General features: G+C 69.8%; 21 protein-coding genes. 12 read left to right on the top strand and 9 right to left on the bottom strand.

What is annotated here, in order from left to right; all coding sequences use genetic code 11:
• The first annotated feature begins 66 nt into the window (after nucleotides 1-66).
• The 4 genes from MKK65_RS11475 (at nucleotide 67) to MKK65_RS11460 (ending at nucleotide 1520) form a co-directional block, all read left to right on the top strand.
• Nucleotides 67-252, top strand: a complete 186-nt coding sequence (locus MKK65_RS11475; RefSeq protein ID WP_058194628.1) for a YegP family protein — start codon at nucleotides 67-69, stop codon at nucleotides 250-252.
• Nucleotides 253-482: 230 nt separating this feature from the next.
• The gene (locus MKK65_RS11470) at nucleotides 483-752 is read left to right on the top strand and encodes a hypothetical protein (RefSeq protein ID WP_058194627.1); all 270 of its coding nucleotides are present in this window, start codon (nucleotides 483-485) and stop codon (nucleotides 750-752) included.
• A 149-nt stretch (nucleotides 753-901) separates the two neighbouring features.
• Entirely contained in the window at nucleotides 902-1039 is a 138-nt protein-coding gene (locus MKK65_RS11465; RefSeq protein ID WP_243957786.1) for a hypothetical protein, read from the top strand.
• A 28-nt stretch (nucleotides 1040-1067) separates the two neighbouring features.
• Complete coding sequence (locus tag MKK65_RS11460; protein WP_243957785.1) at nucleotides 1068-1520, top strand: acyl-CoA thioesterase; 453 nt, start codon at nucleotides 1068-1070, stop codon at nucleotides 1518-1520.
• Between the two features lie 6 nt (nucleotides 1521-1526).
• Here MKK65_RS11460 and MKK65_RS11455 read toward each other — a convergent pair whose 3' ends face one another.
• Nucleotides 1527-2063 (bottom strand): superoxide dismutase family protein, encoded by a 537-nt coding sequence (locus tag MKK65_RS11455; RefSeq protein ID WP_058194626.1) that lies wholly within the window; start codon nucleotides 2061-2063, stop codon nucleotides 1527-1529.
• 110 nt (nucleotides 2064-2173) lie between these two features.
• Between MKK65_RS11455 and MKK65_RS11450 the strand changes: the two genes are divergently transcribed.
• The 5 genes from MKK65_RS11450 to MKK65_RS11430 all read left to right on the top strand — a co-directional run bounded on the left by MKK65_RS11450 (nucleotide 2174) and on the right by MKK65_RS11430 (nucleotide 7497).
• Nucleotides 2174-2956 carry a TlyA family RNA methyltransferase gene (locus MKK65_RS11450; protein WP_243957782.1) on the top strand — a complete coding sequence of 261 codons (783 nt, stop codon included), beginning with the start codon at nucleotides 2174-2176 and terminating at the stop codon, nucleotides 2954-2956.
• Nucleotides 2953-4191, top strand: a complete 1239-nt coding sequence (locus MKK65_RS11445) for a class I SAM-dependent RNA methyltransferase (RefSeq protein WP_243957780.1) — start codon at nucleotides 2953-2955, stop codon at nucleotides 4189-4191. Before MKK65_RS11450 ends, MKK65_RS11445 begins: the two co-directional genes overlap by 4 nt.
• Before the next feature lie 81 nt (nucleotides 4192-4272).
• Entirely contained in the window at nucleotides 4273-4545 is a 273-nt protein-coding gene (locus tag MKK65_RS11440) for a hypothetical protein (RefSeq protein ID WP_243957777.1), read from the top strand.
• A gap of 164 nt (nucleotides 4546-4709) precedes the next feature.
• Nucleotides 4710-5714, top strand: a complete 1005-nt coding sequence (locus MKK65_RS11435) for a magnesium transporter CorA family protein (RefSeq protein ID WP_243957776.1) — start codon at nucleotides 4710-4712, stop codon at nucleotides 5712-5714.
• Nucleotides 5715-5811: 97 nt separating this feature from the next.
• Nucleotides 5812-7497, top strand: coding sequence for a methyl-accepting chemotaxis protein (locus MKK65_RS11430; protein ID WP_243957775.1), 1686 nt, complete (start codon nucleotides 5812-5814; stop codon nucleotides 7495-7497).
• Between the two features lie 12 nt (nucleotides 7498-7509).
• Here the strand turns inward: MKK65_RS11430 and MKK65_RS11425 are convergent, their stop codons facing one another.
• From MKK65_RS11425 to MKK65_RS11410, 4 genes are all read right to left on the bottom strand, one after another.
• Nucleotides 7510-9198, bottom strand: coding sequence for a B12-binding domain-containing radical SAM protein (locus MKK65_RS11425; protein WP_243957774.1), 1689 nt, complete (start codon nucleotides 9196-9198; stop codon nucleotides 7510-7512).
• Nucleotides 9199-9332: 134 nt separating this feature from the next.
• Nucleotides 9333-10139 (bottom strand): SDR family NAD(P)-dependent oxidoreductase, encoded by an 807-nt coding sequence (locus MKK65_RS11420; protein ID WP_243957825.1) that lies wholly within the window; start codon nucleotides 10137-10139, stop codon nucleotides 9333-9335.
• A 32-nt stretch (nucleotides 10140-10171) separates the two neighbouring features.
• Nucleotides 10172-10939 carry an enoyl-CoA hydratase-related protein gene (locus MKK65_RS11415; RefSeq protein WP_243957773.1) on the bottom strand — a complete coding sequence of 256 codons (768 nt, stop codon included), beginning with the start codon at nucleotides 10937-10939 and terminating at the stop codon, nucleotides 10172-10174.
• 10 nt (nucleotides 10940-10949) lie between these two features.
• Nucleotides 10950-12689, bottom strand: coding sequence for an acyl-CoA dehydrogenase (locus MKK65_RS11410; RefSeq protein WP_243957772.1), 1740 nt, complete (start codon nucleotides 12687-12689; stop codon nucleotides 10950-10952).
• Between the two features lie 138 nt (nucleotides 12690-12827).
• Between MKK65_RS11410 and MKK65_RS11405 the strand changes: the two genes are divergently transcribed.
• Nucleotides 12828-13826 (top strand): L-threonylcarbamoyladenylate synthase, encoded by a 999-nt coding sequence (locus MKK65_RS11405; protein ID WP_243957771.1) that lies wholly within the window; start codon nucleotides 12828-12830, stop codon nucleotides 13824-13826.
• A gap of 142 nt (nucleotides 13827-13968) precedes the next feature.
• Here the strand turns inward: MKK65_RS11405 and wrbA are convergent, their stop codons facing one another.
• On the bottom strand, nucleotides 13969-14565 hold the full coding sequence (gene wrbA, locus MKK65_RS11400) for an NAD(P)H:quinone oxidoreductase (protein ID WP_058194617.1): 597 nt from the start codon (nucleotides 14563-14565) through the stop codon (nucleotides 13969-13971).
• A 91-nt stretch (nucleotides 14566-14656) separates the two neighbouring features.
• Between wrbA and MKK65_RS11395 the strand changes: the two genes are divergently transcribed.
• A complete protein-coding gene (locus MKK65_RS11395; protein WP_243957769.1) occupies nucleotides 14657-15577 on the top strand; it encodes a LysR family transcriptional regulator in 921 nt (306 codons plus the stop codon).
• Nucleotides 15578-15583: 6 nt separating this feature from the next.
• On the opposite strand, the gene greA is transcribed toward MKK65_RS11395, so the two are convergent.
• Nucleotides 15584-16060 carry a transcription elongation factor GreA gene (greA, locus tag MKK65_RS11390; protein WP_243957767.1) on the bottom strand — a complete coding sequence of 159 codons (477 nt, stop codon included), beginning with the start codon at nucleotides 16058-16060 and terminating at the stop codon, nucleotides 15584-15586.
• A 163-nt stretch (nucleotides 16061-16223) separates the two neighbouring features.
• Here greA and MKK65_RS11385 point away from each other — a divergent pair, with 163 nt between their 5' ends.
• Nucleotides 16224-17033: a class I SAM-dependent methyltransferase gene (locus MKK65_RS11385; RefSeq protein ID WP_243957765.1), complete on the top strand. Its 810-nt coding sequence runs from the start codon at nucleotides 16224-16226 to the stop codon at nucleotides 17031-17033.
• 52 nt (nucleotides 17034-17085) lie between these two features.
• Here MKK65_RS11385 and MKK65_RS11380 read toward each other — a convergent pair whose 3' ends face one another.
• Together MKK65_RS11380 and MKK65_RS11375 are read right to left on the bottom strand one after the other, a co-directional pair.
• Nucleotides 17086-18072 (bottom strand): MDR family oxidoreductase, encoded by a 987-nt coding sequence (locus tag MKK65_RS11380; RefSeq protein WP_243957763.1) that lies wholly within the window; start codon nucleotides 18070-18072, stop codon nucleotides 17086-17088.
• Between the two features lie 62 nt (nucleotides 18073-18134).
• On the bottom strand, nucleotides 18135-18737 hold the full coding sequence (locus MKK65_RS11375) for a hypothetical protein (protein WP_243957761.1): 603 nt from the start codon (nucleotides 18735-18737) through the stop codon (nucleotides 18135-18137).
• Nucleotides 18738-18966 lie beyond the last annotated feature (229 nt).

Raw genomic sequence — 18966 nt, 5'->3', positions numbered from 1 at the left:
CCGGGGCGGCTTCTTTTTTTGAACGCGGGATCCCATCTCACCGGACGGTCAGACAGGAGCCTCCCCATGCGGTTCGAACTCTATCGGGATGCCAAGGGCGAGTGGCGCTGGCGCCTGCGGGCCCGCAACGGCGAGGTGGTGGCCGAGTCCGGCGAGGGCTATCTGCGCCGGGAGGATTGCGAGCACGGCATCGCCCTCGTCCGCCAGAGCACCGAGGCGCGCATCGTCGACATGACCACGCAGATCGCCTGACCGCCGCGGCATCAAGGACTCAACCCCTTGATCCGACATGATGAAACGCGACGTGCCGGCACGCCCGTCGGCGGCCGCTGCCGAAAATAAACCCTTCCGACTATCCGTAGCGGTTACGCTGCAACGCTTCTCGTCGCCCGTGCGTTGCAGCGTTTCGGATCGCCGTAAGGGTTCTCGTCCCCCGTGCGGTTCGTTGTCGACAACGCAATCACGCGAAGGGAGTCGAGACCGTGTTGAGGAAATTCCTGCTCGCGGCCCTGCTGGTGCTGGGCTTTGCGGCTGCTGCGCCGCAGGGCGCGTCGGCTGCGCCGATCGGCCCGGGCATCGCCCTGCCGGCCGACGCCGCGCCGGCCGTAGCCCAGAAGGCCCAGTACTATTATCGCCGTCGGTTCTATGGCCCGCGGCCGTTCTACCGCCGTCCCTACTACCGTCGCCGGTTCTACTACGGCCCGCGCCCGTTCTACCGCCGTCCGTATTACCGTCGGCGGTTCTACTACTAAGCGAATCGACACCGTGATCAGCCCGGTGGCTCACACGAGCCGCCGGGCTTTTTCACGCCGTGATTCGGGATGCGCGCCCGGGCCTTGTGCCGTATAGTGCAGAAAAGGGACGGATCGGCGACAGATCGACCTGCCCGGGAGGAATTCCAATGAACGATATCGTGCAGCGCGCCGAGCCCGCGGCGGCGACGCCGGATCTCTGGCAATCCATTCCGTTCGAATGCATCCTGGGCGGAACCGCCATCTTGCTGGCAGCCGGCCTGAAGCTCGCCGGCCTCCTTCTCTGACGGCGCGCGGGACAGGCGGATGGACGGCATGCAGCACGTCGAACGCGCAACGGGCGACGGCGCGGCGCCGCCGCCCCCCGAAACGGACCTGCCGCGCGGCGACCTGACGGTGCGGACCATCGCGATGCCGGCCGATACCAACGCCAACGGCGACATTTTCGGCGGCTGGGTGCTTACCCAGATGGATCAGGCCGGCGGTATCGCGGGGGTCGACCGGGCTCAGGGCCGGGTCGTCACCGTTGCCCTCGACGCCATGACCTTCATCCGGCCGGTACGGGTCGGCGACGTGCTCTGCGTCTACACCCGGGTGACGCATGTCGGCCGGACCTCGATGAAGATCGAGGTCGAGGCCTGGGCGCGCCGCTTCTGCACCCAGGTCCGCGAACGGGTGACGCGGGCCACCCTTACCTTTGTCGCCATCGATGAGGCGGGGCGCCCCCGTCCAATCCCGCCCCTGGTGCCTTCACCCAACCCCGTCTGACCGGGCCTACTTGATCACCGCACAGGCGACACGGTCGCCGGCGCCGCCGATCGGCTGGCTGGTATGGTCATCCTCATTGGCATGGATGATCACGGCCGAGCCGTCGCCGTCCTTGAGGCCGCCCTCGCCGGTGAGCGGCGTCTCACTGGTCACCTCGGCATTCGCCGAACCGTCCTGGGTCACGTAGAGGTTCGGCAGGTCGCCTTCGTCGGGCCCGTCCGGGTTGAGCAGGCCATGCTTGCTCTGGTCGTGGTTCACGTGCGCTTTGGAATTCAGGAACTTCGGATCCGAGCAATCGCCTACGGCGTGGAAATGCATGCCGTGCCAGCCGGGCGCGAGGCCACCGGGCTGGATGGCGACGCGCAGAACCAGACTGTTCGCGCCGTCGCGGATCGCGATCGTGCCGATCGTGTCGCCCTTGGCGTTCTTAAGGGGGGCCTGGAACGTCTCGGCGGGCTTGGCGGCGGCCGGCGGCTCCTGGGCCAGGGCGCCGCTCGCCGCGAAGGGGCCCAGCAGCGCGAGCAGCGGCAGGATGCGTGTCATACGGTGGCTCTCCTCTCAAGCCCGGTCTAGTTAGGATGCGTGCTGCCCCTTCGACAGGGCCGGACCCCGAAACCTTCGCCGTATCCCTGGCGCCAGCCCGTAAAGCCTTGATGACCGGAGACCGGCCCATACCGGATCGCACGGCGCCCGCGCGCCCCGATCCCTCGCCGAAACGGGCGGACCTGTTCCTGGTGGAGCACGGCCATTTCGAGAGCCGAGCGCGGGCGCAGGCGGCGATCCGGGCCGGGCTGGTGCGGGTCGATGGGCGGCCCCTGACGCGGGCCTCGGAAGCGATTTACCCAGGCGCGCAGATTGAGGCCACGCCCGAGCACCCTTATGCCTCGCGGGGCGGCCTGAAGCTCGCGGCGGCGCTCGACGCGTTCCGGCTGGACCCGGCCGGCCTGGCCTGCCTCGATGTCGGCGCCTCGACTGGCGGCTTCACCGACGTGCTGCTTGCCCGGGGCGCGGCCCATGTCCACGCGGTCGATGTCGGCCGGGGCCAATTGCATCCGCGGCTCGCCGCGGATCCGCGGGTCACCAGCCTGGAGGGCACCGACATCCGCACGCTCGACCCGGCGCAGCTCGTATCCCGGCCTGCACTGGCCAGCGTCGATGTCAGCTTCATCGGCTTACGTCTGGTGCTCCCGGCCCTGCCGGCGCTGCTCGCACCCGGCGCTGCGATCGTTGCGCTGATCAAGCCGCAATTCGAGGCCGGACGCGAGCGCGTCGGGCGCGGCGGGCTCGTGCGCGATCCGGCCGTCCACGCGGAGGTCTGCGCGGCCGTCCGCAGCGTGCTGGAGGGACTCGGCGCGGCGATCCTGGGTCTGATCGACTCGCCCGTGCCGGGTGGCGACGGCAATTCCGAATTTTTGATCGGCGCAAAAGTATCATGAGCGAAACGGTCACGATCCGGGAGCTCGGCGCCCGCGGCGACGGCATCGCCGAGGACGGTATCCTCGTTCCCTACACGCTGCCCGGGGAGCGGGTGACGATCCGCCGGGAGGGAAAGCGGGCGGAGCTGCTGGGCATCGAGCAGGCGTCGCCCGATCGGGTGGAGCCGTTCTGCCCCTACTATATGCGCTGCGGCGGCTGCCGGACGCAGCACCTCGCGCCCGCCGCGGAGCTGTCCTGGAAACGGGGCCTCGTCGCCCAGGCCCTGTCGCAGGCCCGGCTCGCTATCGAGCCCGAAGCCACCATCGACGCGCACGGCGCCGGGCGCCGCCGCATCACCCTGCATGTCCGGGAGATCGACGGACAGGGCGAGGCTGGCCTGATGGCGGCGCGCAGCCATGCGCTGGTGCCGATCGATCATTGCCCAATCACCGTGCCGGCTTTGCATCCGGCCCCCGCGGTGGCGCGCCGCCTGGCGGCACCGCTCGGCCACGGCCGCAAGCCCCTCGACGTGGCCGTCACCGCCACCGACCAGGGCCTCGATATCGACCTGCGCGGGCACGGGCCGGTGAGCGGCGGCGTCGCCTCCGCGCTGGTGCGGATCGCGGGCGAACTCGGCCTCGCCCGGCTGTCGCTCCACGGCGAGCGCCTGATGGAGGCCGAGCCCGTCTCGGTGACATCCAACGAGAGCCGCCTTCACCCGGCTCCCGGCGGCTTCCTGCAAGCGACTGCAGCCGGGCAAGCGGTCCTCACCGACCTCACCGTCGCGGCCCTGGGACGCCGCCCGCGGCGCGTCGCCGACCTGTTCTCGGGCTGTGGTCCCCTTGCCCTGGCAATGGCGCGCAGTGCCGCCGTCCACGCCGTCGAGGCGGATGCAGCCGCGCTGGCCGGCCTCGACCGGTCGGCCCGGGCCGCCACGGGCTTGCGCCAGATCACCACCGAGCGCCGGGACCTGTTCCGCCGGCCGCTGCTGCCCACGGAGCTCAATGGATTCGACGCAGTGGTGTTCGACCCACCCCGGGCCGGAGCGGAGGCCCAGGCCCGCCAGCTCGCCGCCTCGCGGGTGCCGGCGGCGATCGGGGTCGCCTGCGATACCGGCACCTTCGCCCGGGACGCGGCGACGCTGACGGAAGGCGGCTACCGGCTCGAATCGGTGACGCCGGTCGACCAGTTCCGGCATTCGGACCATGTCGAAATGGTCGGCGTGTTCCGGCGCGAGGCCCCGCGCCGTCGCTGAGGCTTGCAACGTGGAGGCTTGCAACGTGGAGGCTTGCAACTTGCTGGGGCATCTGACGTTCTTCAGATGACTGGAGGTGTCATGACCACAGCATCGACCCGCTTGCTCGCCCTCGCCGTGCTGAGCGTCGCCCTGCCCACGTCCCTGGCGGCGCAGCCCCGCGCGCCCGATCAGACCGGCACCGGCGGCGGCCCGACCTCGACCATCACGGCGCCGAACACCAACAACCTCGGCGTGACCAAGCCACCGGGCACGTCGCTCGGCCCCGGCGAGGTACCCTCCCGTCAGGAGCAACGGCGCGAACGCGCCCTGACCGACAAGATCGACAACAGCGTCTGCGAAGGCTGCAACTGAAAGCCCAAGCGGGCTGGGCGGAACCGCCGAGGCGGACTGCGATGTCACGGAAGCGTCAGAAAACAACGCCACACCCACGGCGCAGCTTGCGCTTGGAGCCGCCGTGCCGGATGCGGACCGGACCCAGCGCCGACTTGTGACCGCTTCGCACCCGAGACCGCTTCGTGATTTTCATCCACCAGCCCGCAACCGGCGCCGGATCCTCGCTGCTTGAGCGCCGAATCGTCGACCTTCAGGACACGATCCCGGAGGACACTGTCTGGCTCGACCTGATCCGCCCGAGCCGGGAGGAGGAACTCAAGGTCGAGGCCTTCGCCGGCATCGAGGTGCCGACCCGGGAGGAGATGAAGGACATCGAGCCTTCGGAGCTGCTCTACGTCGAGGAGGGCGCCCGCTATATGACCGGGCGCGTGCTGTCGAAGGTCAGCGATGCCGAGGAGCCGGGGCTTGCCGGCATCACCTTCATCCTGCGCGGCAGCCGCCTCGTGACTGTGCGCTACGAGGAGCCGCAGGCCTTCCGGATGTATACGCAGCGCGCCGGCCGCACGATGGGGAACGGCAACACCTCCGCGCTCTCCGGCGAGACCATCCTGGCGGGACTGATCGAGGCGGTGATCGACCGGGCGGCGGACGTGCTGCAGCTCCAGGGCGAGCGCATCGACCGCCTATCGGGCAAGATCTTCGAAGTGCAGGCCGATCCCTCGGCGCGCAACACCGCCCTCCAGGACACGTTGCGGGCCCTCGGAAGACTCGGCGACCTGATCTCGAAGCAGCGCGAGAGCCTGGTTTCGATGGAGCGAATCCTGTTGTCCCTGTCGGCGACCTATCGGACCAACAAGGCGCCCCGCGACCTGAGGGAGGATGTCCGCTCGACCCTGCGCGATCTTCAATCCCTGGAAGAACACGCGACCTTCCTCTCCACGAAAATTCAATTTCTGCTGGATGCAACGCTCGGCTTGGTCAACCTCGAACAGAACAACATCATCAAGCTGTTCTCGGTCATGGCCGTCGTCTTCATGCCGCCGACGCTGATTGCTTCGATCTACGGCATGAATTTCAAATCCATGCCGGAACTAGATCTCTCGTTCGGCTACCCGATGGCCGTAGTCATGATGGTCGTCGCCGCGGTCCTACCCTACGTTTTCTTCCGTTGGAAGAAGTGGCTCTAGTCGCGAATATTTACCGATACGCGAACAAAGCGTTAATAACTCTCATAGAGATCATCGACCCCGAAGCTGCGGCCTGTCCGCGACGACGGAAGCTCCGATGCGATTCTCCCTCAAGATGGTCCTCTCCGGAGCCATTGGCCTGCTTGCCCTGGCCGCCGCCGGCCAGGGTGTCGTCAGCGTCGTCCGCCTCTCCGAGATCGAGCAGGACGCCAAGGACGTCTCGCAGGTCTGGCTGCCGGCCCAGAATCGGGCCGAGGCCATCGGCATGGCGGTGCGCGACGTGCGCCTGAAGCTCTACAAGCTGGTCGTCGGATCGCCGGATTTCGCGACCCTCGACAAGAACCAGACGGCGCTCACCGACGGCCTCGGCGCGCTCTCTGAACTGCGCCAGGCCTATCAGGACCGCCTGTCGACGCCCCGGGAGCGGCAGACCTACGAGCGTTTCACCGGCGCCTGGAACGCCTATCAGAACGTGCAGCTCCAAGTGGTCGAGCTGATGATCGCCGGCGACCAGGAGGGCGCTCTCAAGCTGGTCCTCGATCCGGAGACCGGCGCCCAGAGCGAGGCGGCGGTCGGCAGCCTCACCGAGGCGATTGCGCTGGCCCGGTCGCAGACCGACGCGAACGTCGCGGCCACCGCCGACAACGCAACCTCCGCCAAGCTCACCGCACTGGTCGCCACCGCCGTCGGCCTAGCCGTCGCTGCCGCGGCAATGCTGTTCGCCCTGTTCGGCATCGCCCGCCCGATCCAGCGGATGACCGACGCCATGGGGCGCCTGGCCGAGGGCGACGCGACCGTGGCGATCCCGGGCACCGGCCGACGGGACGAGATCGGCGCCATGGCGGCGGCCGTGCAGGTGTTCAAGGACAATCTCCTCCACACCCACGCGCTGGAACAGGAGACGGCGCTGGCCCGGGCCGGCGCCGAGGCCCAAAGGCGGCGTGCCGTCCAGGAGATGGCCGACGGCTTCGAGGCCGCAGTCGGCGACGTGCTGACCGCTGTGACAGAGGCGGCCCTCGACCTCAGGGCCAATGCCGAAGCCATGACCAGCACAGCGACCCGCACGGCCGAGCGCTCGGCCGCAGTGGCGAGCGCTGCGCAGGAGGCCGCCGCCCATGTCGGCACGGTGGCGGTGGCGGCCGAGGAACTCGGCGCCTCCGTTCAGGAGATCGGCCGGCAGGTCGACGGCTCTGCCGACCTCGCCCGGGGCGCAGTCGCCCAGGCCGGCCAGACCGCGGGACTGGTTCAGGAGCTGAGCGAGGCCGCGGGCCGGATCGGCGACGTGGTCCGGTTGATCTCCGACATCGCCGGCCAGACCAACCTGCTGGCGCTCAACGCGACCATTGAGGCGGCCCGGGCCGGCGAGGCCGGACGTGGCTTCGCCGTGGTGGCCGCCGAGGTGAAGGCGCTCGCCGCACAGACCGCCAAGGCCACCGACGAGATCACCGGACAGGTCGGCCGCATCCAGGGCGCCACCGGTCAGACCGTGGGCGCCATCGACGGCATCACCGGCCGGATCCGCGAGATCGACGGGGTGGCGACCTCGATCGCGGCCGCCGTCGAGCAGCAGGGCGCCGCGACCCAGGAGATCGCCCGCAACATCGCTGACGCGGCAGCCGGGACCGGCTCGGTCACCGGCACCATCGACGCGGTTGCCCGGGCCGCCGACGAGACCGGCACCGCTGCCACGCGGATGCTGGCCTCCGCGGCGAGCCTCTCGGCGCAGTCCGAAGCCTTGCGCCGGGAGATCGGCGCCTTCCTGCAGACGGTGCGCGCCGCCTGACCCCGGGGCCGGTCAGGCCACCGCGGCGAGGTGCTTGACCTCGGCGCGGGCGACCACCTTGCCGACCGGCGCGGCCTTGCCGCCGCTGTCTTTCTCGGGGGCCAGGATCGGGGGCGACACCCAGCGGCCGGCCTCGAGTTCGGCGATCCGGCCGTTGATCTCGCGGATCACGTAGCGCGAGAACGGATAGACGTGCAGGTAGATCACCATGTTGGTGACCACCGCCTCAAGGGCCGCCGGGTTGTGGCGGGCAGTCTGCAGGAACACGCTCCAGAAATGCTTGGCCAGTTCCGGCCGCCGCACGGTCATCCGCCAGCAGATGCGGAGCAGCGACCCCAGATCGCGCGCGACATGGCGCCAGTTGACCTTGTGGGCGGCGAATTTCGGCCGCTTCACCCGCCGGGAGATTTCACGCACGCGCTCGAAGAAGTTCGGCGGGTCGTAGATCTCCTGCAGTACGTCCCGGTAATCGGCCAGCACATCCTGCTGCGGGCGCAGGGTCACGAAGTTCAGCCCTTGCGTGCAGTGGTCGCCCTGCTCGGCGGTAGTGTAGGCGAAGTTCTCGAACAGGCGGCCCTCCTTGCGCAGGCGGCGCGAGAGCTGGGTGTTCGGCATCGCGTAGAGCAGGCCGACCATCGAAATCGGGATGCCGGTCTGGCTGATGCACAGGGACATCGCCTTACTGATACTGTCCTTCTCGGTGTCGAAGCCGACGATGAAGCCGGCGGTGACGAACATGCCGTGCTCGTAGAGCTTATGCACGCTGTCGGCGATCGAGCGCTTGGTGTTCTGCTTTTTCTGGGTCTGGATCAGCGTCGCTTCGTCCGGCGTCTCGATCCCCGTGAACAGGGCGAAGAAGTTCGCGTCCCGCATCATCCCGAGCAATTCGTCGTCGTCCGCCAGGTTCAGCGACGCCTCGGTGGAGAACTTGAACGGGTAGCCGTGCGCCTCCTGCCACTTGATGAGGTGCGGCAGGAACAGCTTGATCGCCTTCTTGTTGCCGATCAGGTTGTCGTCGACGAAGTCGACATGGCCGCGATGGCCCAGGCTGTAGAGCCGGTCGAGCTCGGCCAGCATCTGCGGCGTGGTCTTGGTGCGCGGCGAGCGACCGTAGAGCTCGATGATGTCACAGAACTCGCACGTGAACGGGCAACCGCGCGAGAACTGAACCCCGATATACAGGTAGTGGCTGAAGGTCAGCAGATCGAAGCGCGGGATCGGGCTGGTGGTGACGTCCGCCTTGAACTTCTCCGCCGTGAACCGGCCGCTTCGCGCACCGGATTCCCAGGCCTCCACGAAGGTGGCGAGGATGCCCTCGGCTTCGCCCAGCACCAGGAAATCGGCCTTGTCGTAGATCTCCGGGGTTGAGGTCGGCGCCGGGCCGCCGACGCAGACCGGCACGCCGAGCGCGCGGCATTTGTCGATGACGACGAGGCAGTCCGGCTCCTGGGGCAGCATGCCGCCGGTCATCACCAGGTCGGCCGCCAGGATCTGCGCGTCGGTTAGGTCCTCGCAATTGCGGTTGACCAGGGTCACCTGCCAGGCGGGCGGCAGCATCGCCGCCAGGGTGATCAGGCCCAGCGGCGGCGCGGGTGCACGGGCGCCCTGCAGCTCCATGGCCTCCTTGAAGTTCCACATCGAGTTTTCGTAGAACTTCGGAAACACCATCAGCACGCGCGGGGCCATATTCGCATCCGACATGCTTGTCTTCCTCGTCGCGTCGAAGTGGGCTGGCTAAAAACCGCAGACCCGAACCCACGATTACGGTTTAGCCTGCGGGAGAATTAAGGCCGTTTTTCGCCCCCGCGCTGCGCCGGATCGGTTTCGACGCAGGGTCACGGCCCGACGCGGAAGCGCTCCGGCCGAGTGCCGTCGGCATCGGTGAAGCCGTAGATCCGGGCGAGGTCGCCCGCATGCAGGACCGCACCCGCGCGGGCGGCGATGTCGGGATCGGCCGCCAGCGCAGCGAGCGCCCGGCCAGCGTAGAGCGGCCCCTCGGTGGCGCGCTCGTCCTGCCCGAGATCCTGAGCCCGCTCGGTGGCGACGAAGCCCGGCGAGAGGCCCAGCGCAGTCACACCATAGGGCGCGAGGTCCTGCCCGAAGGCCAGAGCCAGCCGGTTTGTCGCCGCCTTGGCGGAATCGTAGAACACGTCGCCGAGGTAATCCTCGGTTCCGAACGAGACCAGCGCGATCAGGCCGGTCCGTGCCGCCACCATGGATGGGGCGACGGCCCGGGCAAGCAGCAGCGCCGGCAACGGCCCGGCCTGCAGGAACCCCAGATAGGGCTCGGCCGAGCGGCGCCAGAACGGCGTGCCCCAGCCGGCCCCGTCCGGGTAGCGCTCGCCGTCATAGCCCTCGTTGCCGCCCCAGACGCTGCAGGCCGCGACGTCGATCCGCCCGAACCGGCGCAGCACCCAATGGACCATCGAATCCGTGGCCCGCTCGGAGCGATGGTCGCAGAGGTAATGGTGGCCGCGCCCCCCGGCTGCGTCGACCATGCGGGCAGTGTCCTCGATCGATTCCGGCCGCATCTCGGTGCGCGGGCCGGTCTCGCTGGAGCGGGCGGTGACGATCACCGTCGCCCCGGCCTCACCCAGCGCCCGGGCCAGGCCCCGACCGACGCCCCGGGAGGCGCCGGCCACCAGGCAGATCTTCTGGGACAGGTCGGGCGTGCTCACGCCGACGCGGCGGGTTTCGACCGCGCCAGGAAGGCGGCGAGCCGTTCCTGGGATTCGGGCGAGCGCAGCTGCGCGTCGAAGGCCCGTGCCTCGGCCTCTAGGGCCGCCTCCACCTGGGCCTGATCGCCACGAATCAGCGCCCGGGACGCCGCCAGGGCGCCTGGCGGCAGGGCGGCGAGCTTGGCCGCCTGGGCGATGGCCTGATCCAGCAGCATGTCGGCCGGCAGCACGGCGTTGACGAGGCCCAGGGCCAGCGCCTCGTCGGCATCGAGGGGCCGCGACAGGAGCAGCAGCTCCGTCGCCTTCAACCGCCCGACCCGCAGGGGCAGCAGGTAGCTGGACGCCGCCTCCGGCACGAGGCCGAGCTCCACGAAGGGCATGCGCAGCCGCGCCGCCGGGCTGGCATAGACGAGGTCGCAATGCAGGCTGAGCGTCGCCCCAATGCCGACCGCGATCCCGTCGATCGCCGCAACCATCGGGGTGCGGGTGCGGGCAAGCTGGCGGATGAAGGCCAGGGCCGGCGAGGCGCTGAAGCCGTCCGCGGCACCGCCCAGGAAGTCGGCGAGGTCGTTGCCGGCGCTGAACATCCCGGGCTGCCCGGCAAACACCACGGCGCCGATCTTTTCGGACGCATCGGCCCCCGCCAGGGCCGCGCGCATCGCGTCGTACATCGCGCCGGTGAGGGCGTTCTTCTTCTCCGGGCGGTTCAGGGTGATCAGGCGAACGTCGCCCTCAAGATCGATGATCGTGACGGTCTCGGCCATGTCTGCCTCCTCAAACCGCCAGCGCCAGCGTGGCGTCGTCCGTGAAGGCACCACCCTGGACGACGCTCTGTTCCAGCCCACCCGCGGCCACTAGGAGGTTCTCGGCGTAGAACCGGGCCAGCGCGATCCGGGCGGCATGGGCCGGGTCAGTCTCGCCGGCCTTCAGGGCCGCGGAGGCGGCGAGCGCGCTGCGCGCCAGGCAGGCGCCGCCGAGCGCGAGGCCGAACAGACGCAGATACGGCGCGGCGCCGCCCAGGGCCGCGTTCGGGCGGTTGGATGTCAGGGCCGCGAGTTGATGGCTGGTTGCCCGGTCGAGGCTGCCGATCCCGTCCCGCAGACGCGCCGCCATGTGGCCGAAGGCCGGATCGCTTCCCTTGAGAAGGCCTTCCGCGGCCCGCCGCATCCAGGCGATCTGCGACCGAACGGTGGCGCCGCCGTTCAGCGGCAGCTTGCGGGCGGTGAGGTCGATGGCCTGGATGCCGTTGGTGCCCTCGTAGATCCCGAGGATACGGGCATCGCGCATCAGCTGGGCCGCCCCGGTTTCCTCGACGAAGCCCATGCCGCCATGGACCTGCACCCCGAGCGAGGTCACCTCGTTGGCGAGATCCGTGGCGAACGCCTTGGCCACCGGGGTCAGCAGGGAGGCGCGGTCGAGGGCGCCCTGCCCTTCCGGGCCCTGCGACGCGTCGAGGGCGGCGGCCGTGAGGTAGCAGATGCCGCGCGCGGCCGCCGTATAGGCCTTCATGGTCAGCAGCATGCGCTGCACGTCCGGATGCGCGACGATCGCGCTCGTCGCCTCGGTGGCGCCCACCGCCCGGCCCTGCCGGCGCTCCTGCGCGTAGGCGAGGGCCCGCTGGGTCGCAGCCTCGGCGACGCCGACCCCCTGCAGGCCGACATTCAGCCGGGCCGCGTTCATCATCGTGAACATGCAGGCCAGCCCTTTATTCTCCTGGCCGATCAGCCAGCCCACGGCGCCGCCCTGGTCACCGAAGGCCATCGAGCAGGTCGGCGAGGCGTGGATGCCAAGCTTGTGCTCGACGCCGGAGCAGCGCAGGTCGTTGGCGGTCCCGTCGGGCAGGACCTTCGGCACCAGGAACAGCGAGATGCCGCGGGTGCCGGCGGGCGCATCGGGCAGGCGCGCCAGCACGAGGTGGACGATGTTGTCCGCCAGATCATGCTCGCCGTAGGTGATGTAGATCTTCGATCCGGTGATCCGATAGCTGCCGTCGCCGGCGCGTTCGGCGCGCGTCCGTAGCAACGCGAGGTCCGAGCCCGCCTGCGGCTCGGTCAGGTTCATGGTCGCGGGCCACTCGCCCGTGACGAGTTTTTCGAGGTAGCGCGCCTTCAGGTCGTCGGAGCCATGGGCGGCAAGAGCCTCGATGCCGCCCTGGGTCAGCAGCGGGCAGAGGCCGAAGGCGAGGTTGGCGCCGTTCCACATCTCGGTGCAGGCGGCTTCGACCAGCTTCGGCAGGCCCTGGCCGCCATGGTCGGAATCGGCCGAGAGGCCGTTCCAGCCCCCCTCCGTGAAGGTGCGGTAGGCCTCGCGCCATCCGGGGGGCGTGGTGACGGAACCGTCGGCGAACGGGGTGCCGTGCCGGTCGCCGACCCGGTTCAGCGGCGCGAGCACCTGGCCGGCGATCCGTCCCGCCTCGGTGAGGATCGCCTCGGCGTCGTCCGGGTCGACGCCGTCGAGCCCGGCCACGTGCCGGAGGGTGAACAGCATCTCGGGAACGGGGGCGCGGTAGCTCATCGGGTCGTCGCTCCTCTCGGCCCGCCCGCATGATATACCCGGGGCGGGTTTGACCGCGCCTGGGCACCGGGGCTACGGCGGCCCCAGGATAGGCGCGCGACGGGCACGCCGCCATCACTTCGCACGACGGCTTCCCGCATGAACGATCCCGGGTCAACGGTCCCGGCCGCGACCCGGCGGCTCGATCCCGACGCGGCCGGCCTCGCGCAGGCGGCCGCGCTGCTGCGGGCTGGCGCGCTCGTGGCCTTCCCCACCGAGACGGTCTATGGGCTCGGCGCCGACGCCACCGACCCCGCCGCCGTAGCGAAAATCTTCGCCGCCAAGGAGCGGCCGCGCTTCAACCCGCTGATCGCCCACTTGGCCGACAGGGACGCCGCTCTCGCCGAAGGCAGCTTCGACGAAGCCGCCCGTCGCCTCGCCGAGGCGTTCTGGCCGGGCCCCCTGACCCTGGTCGTGCCGGCCCATGCGGGCACGCGGGTCTGCGACCTCGCCCGGGCCGGATTGCCCAGCGTCGCCCTGCGGGTGCCCGGGCACCCGATCGCCCGCGATCTGCTGGCAGCCGTGGATCGTCCGGTGGCGGCGCCCTCGGCCAACCGATCGGGCCGCGTCAGCCCGACCCGGGCCGACCACGTCCTCGACGATCTGGCAGGTCGGATCGCCGTCCTGCTCGATGGCGGCGACACGCCAGTGGGAGTCGAGTCGACGGTGGTTGCCTGCTTGGGCGGCCTGCCGAGGCTGCTGCGACCGGGCGGCATCACCCGGGCGGCGCTGCGCGACGTGATGGGTTTCGAACCGGCCGCCCCCGAGGCAGCGGATGCCGAGACGCCGGCCGGCCCCGGCATGCTCGCGTCGCATTACGCCCCCCGGGCGCGGGTGCGCCTTGACGTAACATCGGTGGAGCCCGGCGAGGCCCTGCTGCTGTTCGGCGCCGGACGGCCTGAAGGTCACACACGGGCACGCGCCGTGCTGAACCTGAGCCCGGCAGGCGATCCGTCCGAGGCGGCCTCCCGGCTGTTCGGGGCACTGCGTGACCTCGACGGCTCGGGCGCTGCGACGATCGCGGTGGTGCCGATCCCGGCGGCGGGTCTGGGTGAGGCGATCCGGGACCGGCTGGCCCGGGCTGCCGCGCCGCGCTGAAGGCCGCGGTAATTTTTATCGGCAGCGTGGAACAGACCCCGCCGCCACCCGTTCACTGATCACGAAGGCCTTCTCAGCCCCCAAATGGCCTTTTTCCTTCAAGGCTCGGAGCAATCCGAGCCTTTTTTCTTGCCCTGGGCGCTCAGGCCAGCTTGGCCGCGATGCCGGCGACGTGACGGCCCTGGAACCGCGCGCCGTCCAGCTCGACCGCGCTCGGCTGGCGCGAACCGTCGCTATCCGCGATCGTGCTGGCCCCGTAGGGCGTGTTGCCCTTAACCGCCTCGACGCCCGCCTGGCCCGGGAACGAATAGGGCAGGCCCACCACCACCATGCCGTGGTGGAACAGCACGGTGTGGAAGCTCGTCAGCGTCGTCTCTTGGCCGCCATGCTGGGAGGCCGTCGAGGTGAAGACCGAGCCGACCTTGCCGACCAGAGCGCCCTTCATCCACAGGCCGCCTGTCTGGTCGATGAACTGCTTCATCTGCGCGGCCATGTTGCCGTAGCGCGTCGGCGTGCCGAAGATGATCGCATCGTATTGGGGCAGCTCGTCCACGGTGGCGATCGGGGCGGTTTGGTCGAGCTTGAAGTGGCTCTGCCGGGCGACCTCCTCGGGCACCAACTCCGGCACGCGCTTGACCACCGCCTCGGCCCCGGCTTCCCGGGCGCCCTCGGCGACGGCGTAGGCCATCTGCTCCACATGTCCGTAGGTCGAGTAATACAGCACCAGAACCTTGGCCATCGAACGATCTCCTGTCGCGGGTTGCGGAATGCCGTCGGCCTCGTCCGACGGCACGCAGGCCTCTCCATCGCGTGTTTTGCGCTTTGCAAAAATGCCCTCCCGCGCAAGAACAAGTTTGCAGCCATGCAAGGAAGCCGGCGTCTTGCTCGACTGGGACGAGTTCCGTTTCGTGAAGGCGGTGGCCGAACAGGGCGGCCTGACCGCGGCCGCGGCACAACTCGGGATCAACCACTCGACGGCGTTCCGCCGTCTCGAGTCCATCGAGGCGCAACTCGAAATGCGCCTGTTCGAGCGCTTGCGCACCGGCTACGTGCCGACGCCGGCCGGGCTGGCGATGATTGAAGCGGCCGGCCGCATCGAGACCGACGTCGCACGCTTCTCGCGAACCGTCGCCGGCCAGGATCAGACGCCCTCGGGCGAGTTGCGTGTGACCGCGCCGGTCAATCTCGCCTCCGGCTTCCTGATGCCGATCCTGGCTTCCTTCTGCACGCGGTATCCGCAGATCCGGATCGAGCTGATCCTGGCCGAGGAGGCGCTGAATCTGTCGCGCCGGGACGCAGACGTGGCGATACGTGCGAGCCGGAAACCGAGCGAGACCCTGGTCGGGCGACGCCTCACCGGGCTCGCCTGGGCGGTCTACGGGCGGGCCGGGCAGGCTTACGGCGATCTCGCCAGCGAGGCCTGGGTCGTGCCCAGCCCGGCGGTGGCAGGCGCCTTGTTCACCCCCTTCATCGAGGCACAGGCTCCGGCCGAGCGGATCAAGCTTCGGATCAATACGGTGACGGGGCTGACCGCCGCGGTGGCGGCGGGGATCGGGATCGGCCCGCTGCCGTGCTTCGAGGCCGATAGCGATCCGAGCCTCCGTCGGCTGTCGGGTCCGCACCCCGAGATCGGCGCCGACCTCTGGATGCTGACCCACCCCGACCTGCGTCATGCCGGGCGGGTCCGGGCGTTCATGGACCACTTCGCCGAAGCGATCCTGCCGCTTCGGCCGCGCTTCGAAGGTCGGTAGCCGGTCCTAGGCGCGGATCTCGACCACCTCGACCTCGTTGCCGTTCACCTCGACCACGTCACCGACGCTCTTCCCGGTGATCGCCCGGGCAAGCGGGGCCGTATAGGAGATCGAGCCCTTATGGGGATCTGCCTCGTCCTCGCCGACGATGCGGAAGGTCTGGCGGGTCTCCTTGCCGGACTCGTCCTCGCGCAGGACCGTGACGGTCGCGCCGAAATGCACCGTTTGGCCGTCGATCGGCTCGACCAGCTGCGCGGTGTTCTTGCGCGCGAGCCAGTAGCGCAGGTCCCGTCCGATCCGGGAATCCTCCGCCTTGTCGGAACGGTCCAGGGTGGTGAGTTCCCGCTCCAGGCGTGCGACCTCGGCCTCGATCTGCGCCAGCCCTTCCGGGGTGACGAAGTTCGCGTGCGGCGAGATGGGACGGTCGGGCAGGTTCTCGAAGGCTTCTCCACCTTCGGTCTCTTTGACGAATGCGACGCTCATAAGGGAAACAATGCGGCGGGAACGGCAACGGTTCCGGCCGGAGCGTCCGGCTTCCTGCGAAGAGATCGGGCGCAATCCGCCGAACTCTGCGAAGGATTCGTGTTCCGCAGCACCCGATCGCCATGCAAGAAACAGGTCCTGCGAAGGATCTCTGGAGCCGCCGATGTCGCCCCCATCCTTTTCAGACGCCATCGCGGCCAACCGCAGGGCCTGGGATGCCTCCGCGCCGATCCACCGCGCCGATCCGTCCTGGGCTCGACTGACGCGAGACTTTGCCGGCAACCCGAACTTCTCGTGGTTCGACCCGCCGATGCAAGCGGCCCTGCTGGCGATCGGGCTCCGGGACAAAACTATCGCCCAGCTCTGCTGCAACAACGGCCGGGAAACCGTATCCCTGATGAATCTCGGCGCCCGGGCGGCGGTGGGGTTCGACCAGTCGGAGGCGTTCCTGGATCAGGCCCGGGAGCTGGCCCGGATCGCCGGCCGCGCCTGCCGGTTCGTCGCCGGCGACGTGCACGCCATCGACCCCCAGTATGACGCCAGCTTCGATCTCGTGGTGATCACGATCGGCGTGTTCGGCTGGATGCCGGACCTCGCCCGGTTCATGGCGGTTCCGGCGCGGCTGCTGCGCCCCGGCGGCCGGATCGTGATCCACGAGGAGCACCCGATCGCCAACGTGTTCGAGCCGAAGCAGGAGCCGGCGCTCCTCGTCCGGCACGCCTACTTCCGCGATACGCCGTTCGTGGGCGAGACCGCCATCGTGTACGGGGACGGCCCGGCGCCGCCTGTGGGCGCGCATTACTGGTATGTGCATCCCCTCAGCCGGGTGATCGAGAGCCTGATCGGCGCCGGTCTCGCGATCGAGCGGTTCCAGGAATTCCCGCACAACATCAGCACCACCGCCGACGCGCCGCTGGCCGCCGGCGGGCTGCTGCCGCTGAGCTACCTGCTCCAGGCCCGGAAGGGTCCCTAGCCGCGACGCGCTCGCCGAGGCCGAACCGGCCTCCGTTTCGACGGCGCACGCTCTAGCCGATCTCGACGACGGTCCGCCCGCGGATCCGGCCGGCCAGGATCTCCGGGCCGAGCCGGCCAACCTCATCCAGGCTGACCCGGGTCGTCATGCTGGCGAGCGTGTCGAGGTCGAGTTCCCGGGCGAGGCGCGCCCAGGCCTCCCGGCGCTTGACCTGCGGGGTGGTGACGCTGTTGATCCCGAGCAGGGAGACGCCGCGCAGGATGAACGGCGCCACGGAGGTCGGGAGGTCCATGCCCTGGGCCAGGCCGCAGGCGGCCACCGCGCCGTCCGCCCGGGTCTGGGCCAGCACGTTGGCCAGGGTGGTCGAGCCGACCGCGTCGATGCCCGCCGCCCAGCGCTCCTTGCCGAGCGGCTTGCCGGGCTTGGACAGCTCCGCCCGGTCGAGGATCTCGGCGGCGCCCAGCCCCTTGAGATAGTCGGCCTCGCCGTCGCGGCCCGTGGAGGCGATCACGTGCCAGCCGGCCCGGGCCAGCAGCGCCACCGCCACCGAGCCGACGCCGCCGGACGCCCCGGTGACGATCGCGGGTCCCTGATCCGGGGTCAGCCCGTGGGCGTCGAGGGCCATGCGGGACAGCATCGCGGTGTAGCCGGCCGTGCCGATCGCCATGGCCTGTTCGGGGGTGAGGCCCTCCGGGAGCGGCACCAGCCAGTCGCCCTTGACCCGGGCGCGCTGGGCATAGGCCCCGAGATGCGTCTCTCCGACACCCCAGCCGGTGAGCACGACCGGGGCGCCCGGCTTGTAGTCCGGATGATCCGAGGCCTCGACGATCCCGGAGAAATCGATGCCGGGAATCATCGGGAAGCGGCGCACCACCGGCGAGGTGCCGGTGAGCGCGAGCCCGTCCTTGTAATTCAGGGTCGAGTGCGTGACCCGGACCGTGACGTCGCCGTCCATCAGGTCGGCATCGTCGAAATCCCGGAAGGCGAGACTCTGACCGGCCTCACCCTTGTCGATCACCCAGGCCTTGAACGTCCCCATCGCCGCCTCCCATGCTTCCGCCGTGAGGTGTCGCCGGGACGTCCGGAATCAAGCCGGCCGGATCAGTAGCCGTCGTAGAGGCTACCCGTGGAGAAGCCGAGGCCGACACCCACATCGGCCGAGCTGGCGCCCGCGATGCCCACGGCGTCCGGGATCGAGCCGACCAGGGGACCGCCGTAGGAGGCGGCGCGGTAGCCCCCCCCGTAGCCGCCGCCATAGCCGCCACCGACCGGCACCCAGCCGGCGCGGGCCGGAGCCACCAGGACGCGCCGGGAGACGGTGGCGTATTCCGGCGGGATGGTCTCGGGGATCGACTGGGCGGGCCGCACCAGCACGGTCCGGGTGCGCAATGCGAAGCGCGGCGGCGTGGTGACCCAGCAGCCGATCAGCTCGCCGCCGGGACCGCGGCTCGTCTGCCAGAAGCGGCCGCCCGGAGCGACCATCACCCGCTCCGACACCGTGTCGTAGACCGGCGGCGTGGTGCGGTAGACCGTGCGCGGCGGCCGAACCAGCGTGGTCTCCTGCACGGTGTCGTAGACCGGCGGCGTCGTGACATGGCGGTAGCATTCGGAGCCGTAGCAACCGCCGGCCTGCGCGGGGGCGGCGAACAGCAGGCCACCGAAGACGGCGGCGAGAAGGGTGGAGCGTGCGACCGGCGCGGTCATGGAAGTCCTCTGGTACGCGGTACGGGCGAGATGCTGCGCAAAGGCTGCACTGGTCTCGACGCACTACAGTCCAGAGTCGTTGCCCGACTCGCAAGCAGAGTTCAAAAGGAAGGTAAAATTACCCTCGGTCCCGATTGCTTAGTTACTGAATGCTTAGGTAATTCGCGACAATCGATCAGGTCGGCCGGCGCAGGATGACCGAGCGGCCGTCCGCCGCGGCGGCACGGCA

The organism is Methylobacterium sp. J-001 (assembly GCF_022829565.1).
Taxonomy (GTDB): Bacteria; Pseudomonadota; Alphaproteobacteria; order Rhizobiales; family Beijerinckiaceae; genus Methylobacterium.
Note: the sequence above shows the minus strand (reverse complement) of the source record. Positions and strands in the feature narration are given on the sequence as shown.

Coding starts and splice junctions, on each gene's coding strand:
- MKK65_RS11475 (WP_058194628.1), top strand. CDS start 67: ATGCGGTTCGAACTCTATCGGGATGCCAAGGGCGAGTGGCGCTGGCGC.
- MKK65_RS11465 (WP_243957786.1), top strand. CDS start 902: ATGAACGATATCGTGCAGCGCGCCGAGCCCGCGGCGGCGACGCCGGAT.
- MKK65_RS11460 (WP_243957785.1), top strand. CDS start 1,068: ATGCAGCACGTCGAACGCGCAACGGGCGACGGCGCGGCGCCGCCGCCC.
- MKK65_RS11455 (WP_058194626.1), bottom strand. CDS start 2,063: ATGACACGCATCCTGCCGCTGCTCGCGCTGCTGGGCCCCTTCGCGGCG.
- MKK65_RS11450 (WP_243957782.1), top strand. CDS start 2,174: ATGACCGGAGACCGGCCCATACCGGATCGCACGGCGCCCGCGCGCCCC.
- MKK65_RS11445 (WP_243957780.1), top strand. CDS start 2,953: ATGAGCGAAACGGTCACGATCCGGGAGCTCGGCGCCCGCGGCGACGGC.
- MKK65_RS11440 (WP_243957777.1), top strand. CDS start 4,273: ATGACCACAGCATCGACCCGCTTGCTCGCCCTCGCCGTGCTGAGCGTC.
- MKK65_RS11430 (WP_243957775.1), top strand. CDS start 5,812: ATGCGATTCTCCCTCAAGATGGTCCTCTCCGGAGCCATTGGCCTGCTT.
- MKK65_RS11425 (WP_243957774.1), bottom strand. CDS start 9,198: ATGTCGGATGCGAATATGGCCCCGCGCGTGCTGATGGTGTTTCCGAAG.
- MKK65_RS11415 (WP_243957773.1), bottom strand. CDS start 10,939: ATGGCCGAGACCGTCACGATCATCGATCTTGAGGGCGACGTTCGCCTG.
- MKK65_RS11410 (WP_243957772.1), bottom strand. CDS start 12,689: ATGAGCTACCGCGCCCCCGTTCCCGAGATGCTGTTCACCCTCCGGCAC.
- MKK65_RS11405 (WP_243957771.1), top strand. CDS start 12,828: ATGAACGATCCCGGGTCAACGGTCCCGGCCGCGACCCGGCGGCTCGAT.
- wrbA (WP_058194617.1), bottom strand. CDS start 14,565: ATGGCCAAGGTTCTGGTGCTGTATTACTCGACCTACGGACATGTGGAG.
- MKK65_RS11395 (WP_243957769.1), top strand. CDS start 14,657: ATGCCCTCCCGCGCAAGAACAAGTTTGCAGCCATGCAAGGAAGCCGGC.
- greA (WP_243957767.1), bottom strand. CDS start 16,060: ATGAGCGTCGCATTCGTCAAAGAGACCGAAGGTGGAGAAGCCTTCGAG.
- MKK65_RS11385 (WP_243957765.1), top strand. CDS start 16,224: ATGTCGCCCCCATCCTTTTCAGACGCCATCGCGGCCAACCGCAGGGCC.
- MKK65_RS11380 (WP_243957763.1), bottom strand. CDS start 18,072: ATGGGGACGTTCAAGGCCTGGGTGATCGACAAGGGTGAGGCCGGTCAG.
- MKK65_RS11375 (WP_243957761.1), bottom strand. CDS start 18,737: ATGACCGCGCCGGTCGCACGCTCCACCCTTCTCGCCGCCGTCTTCGGT.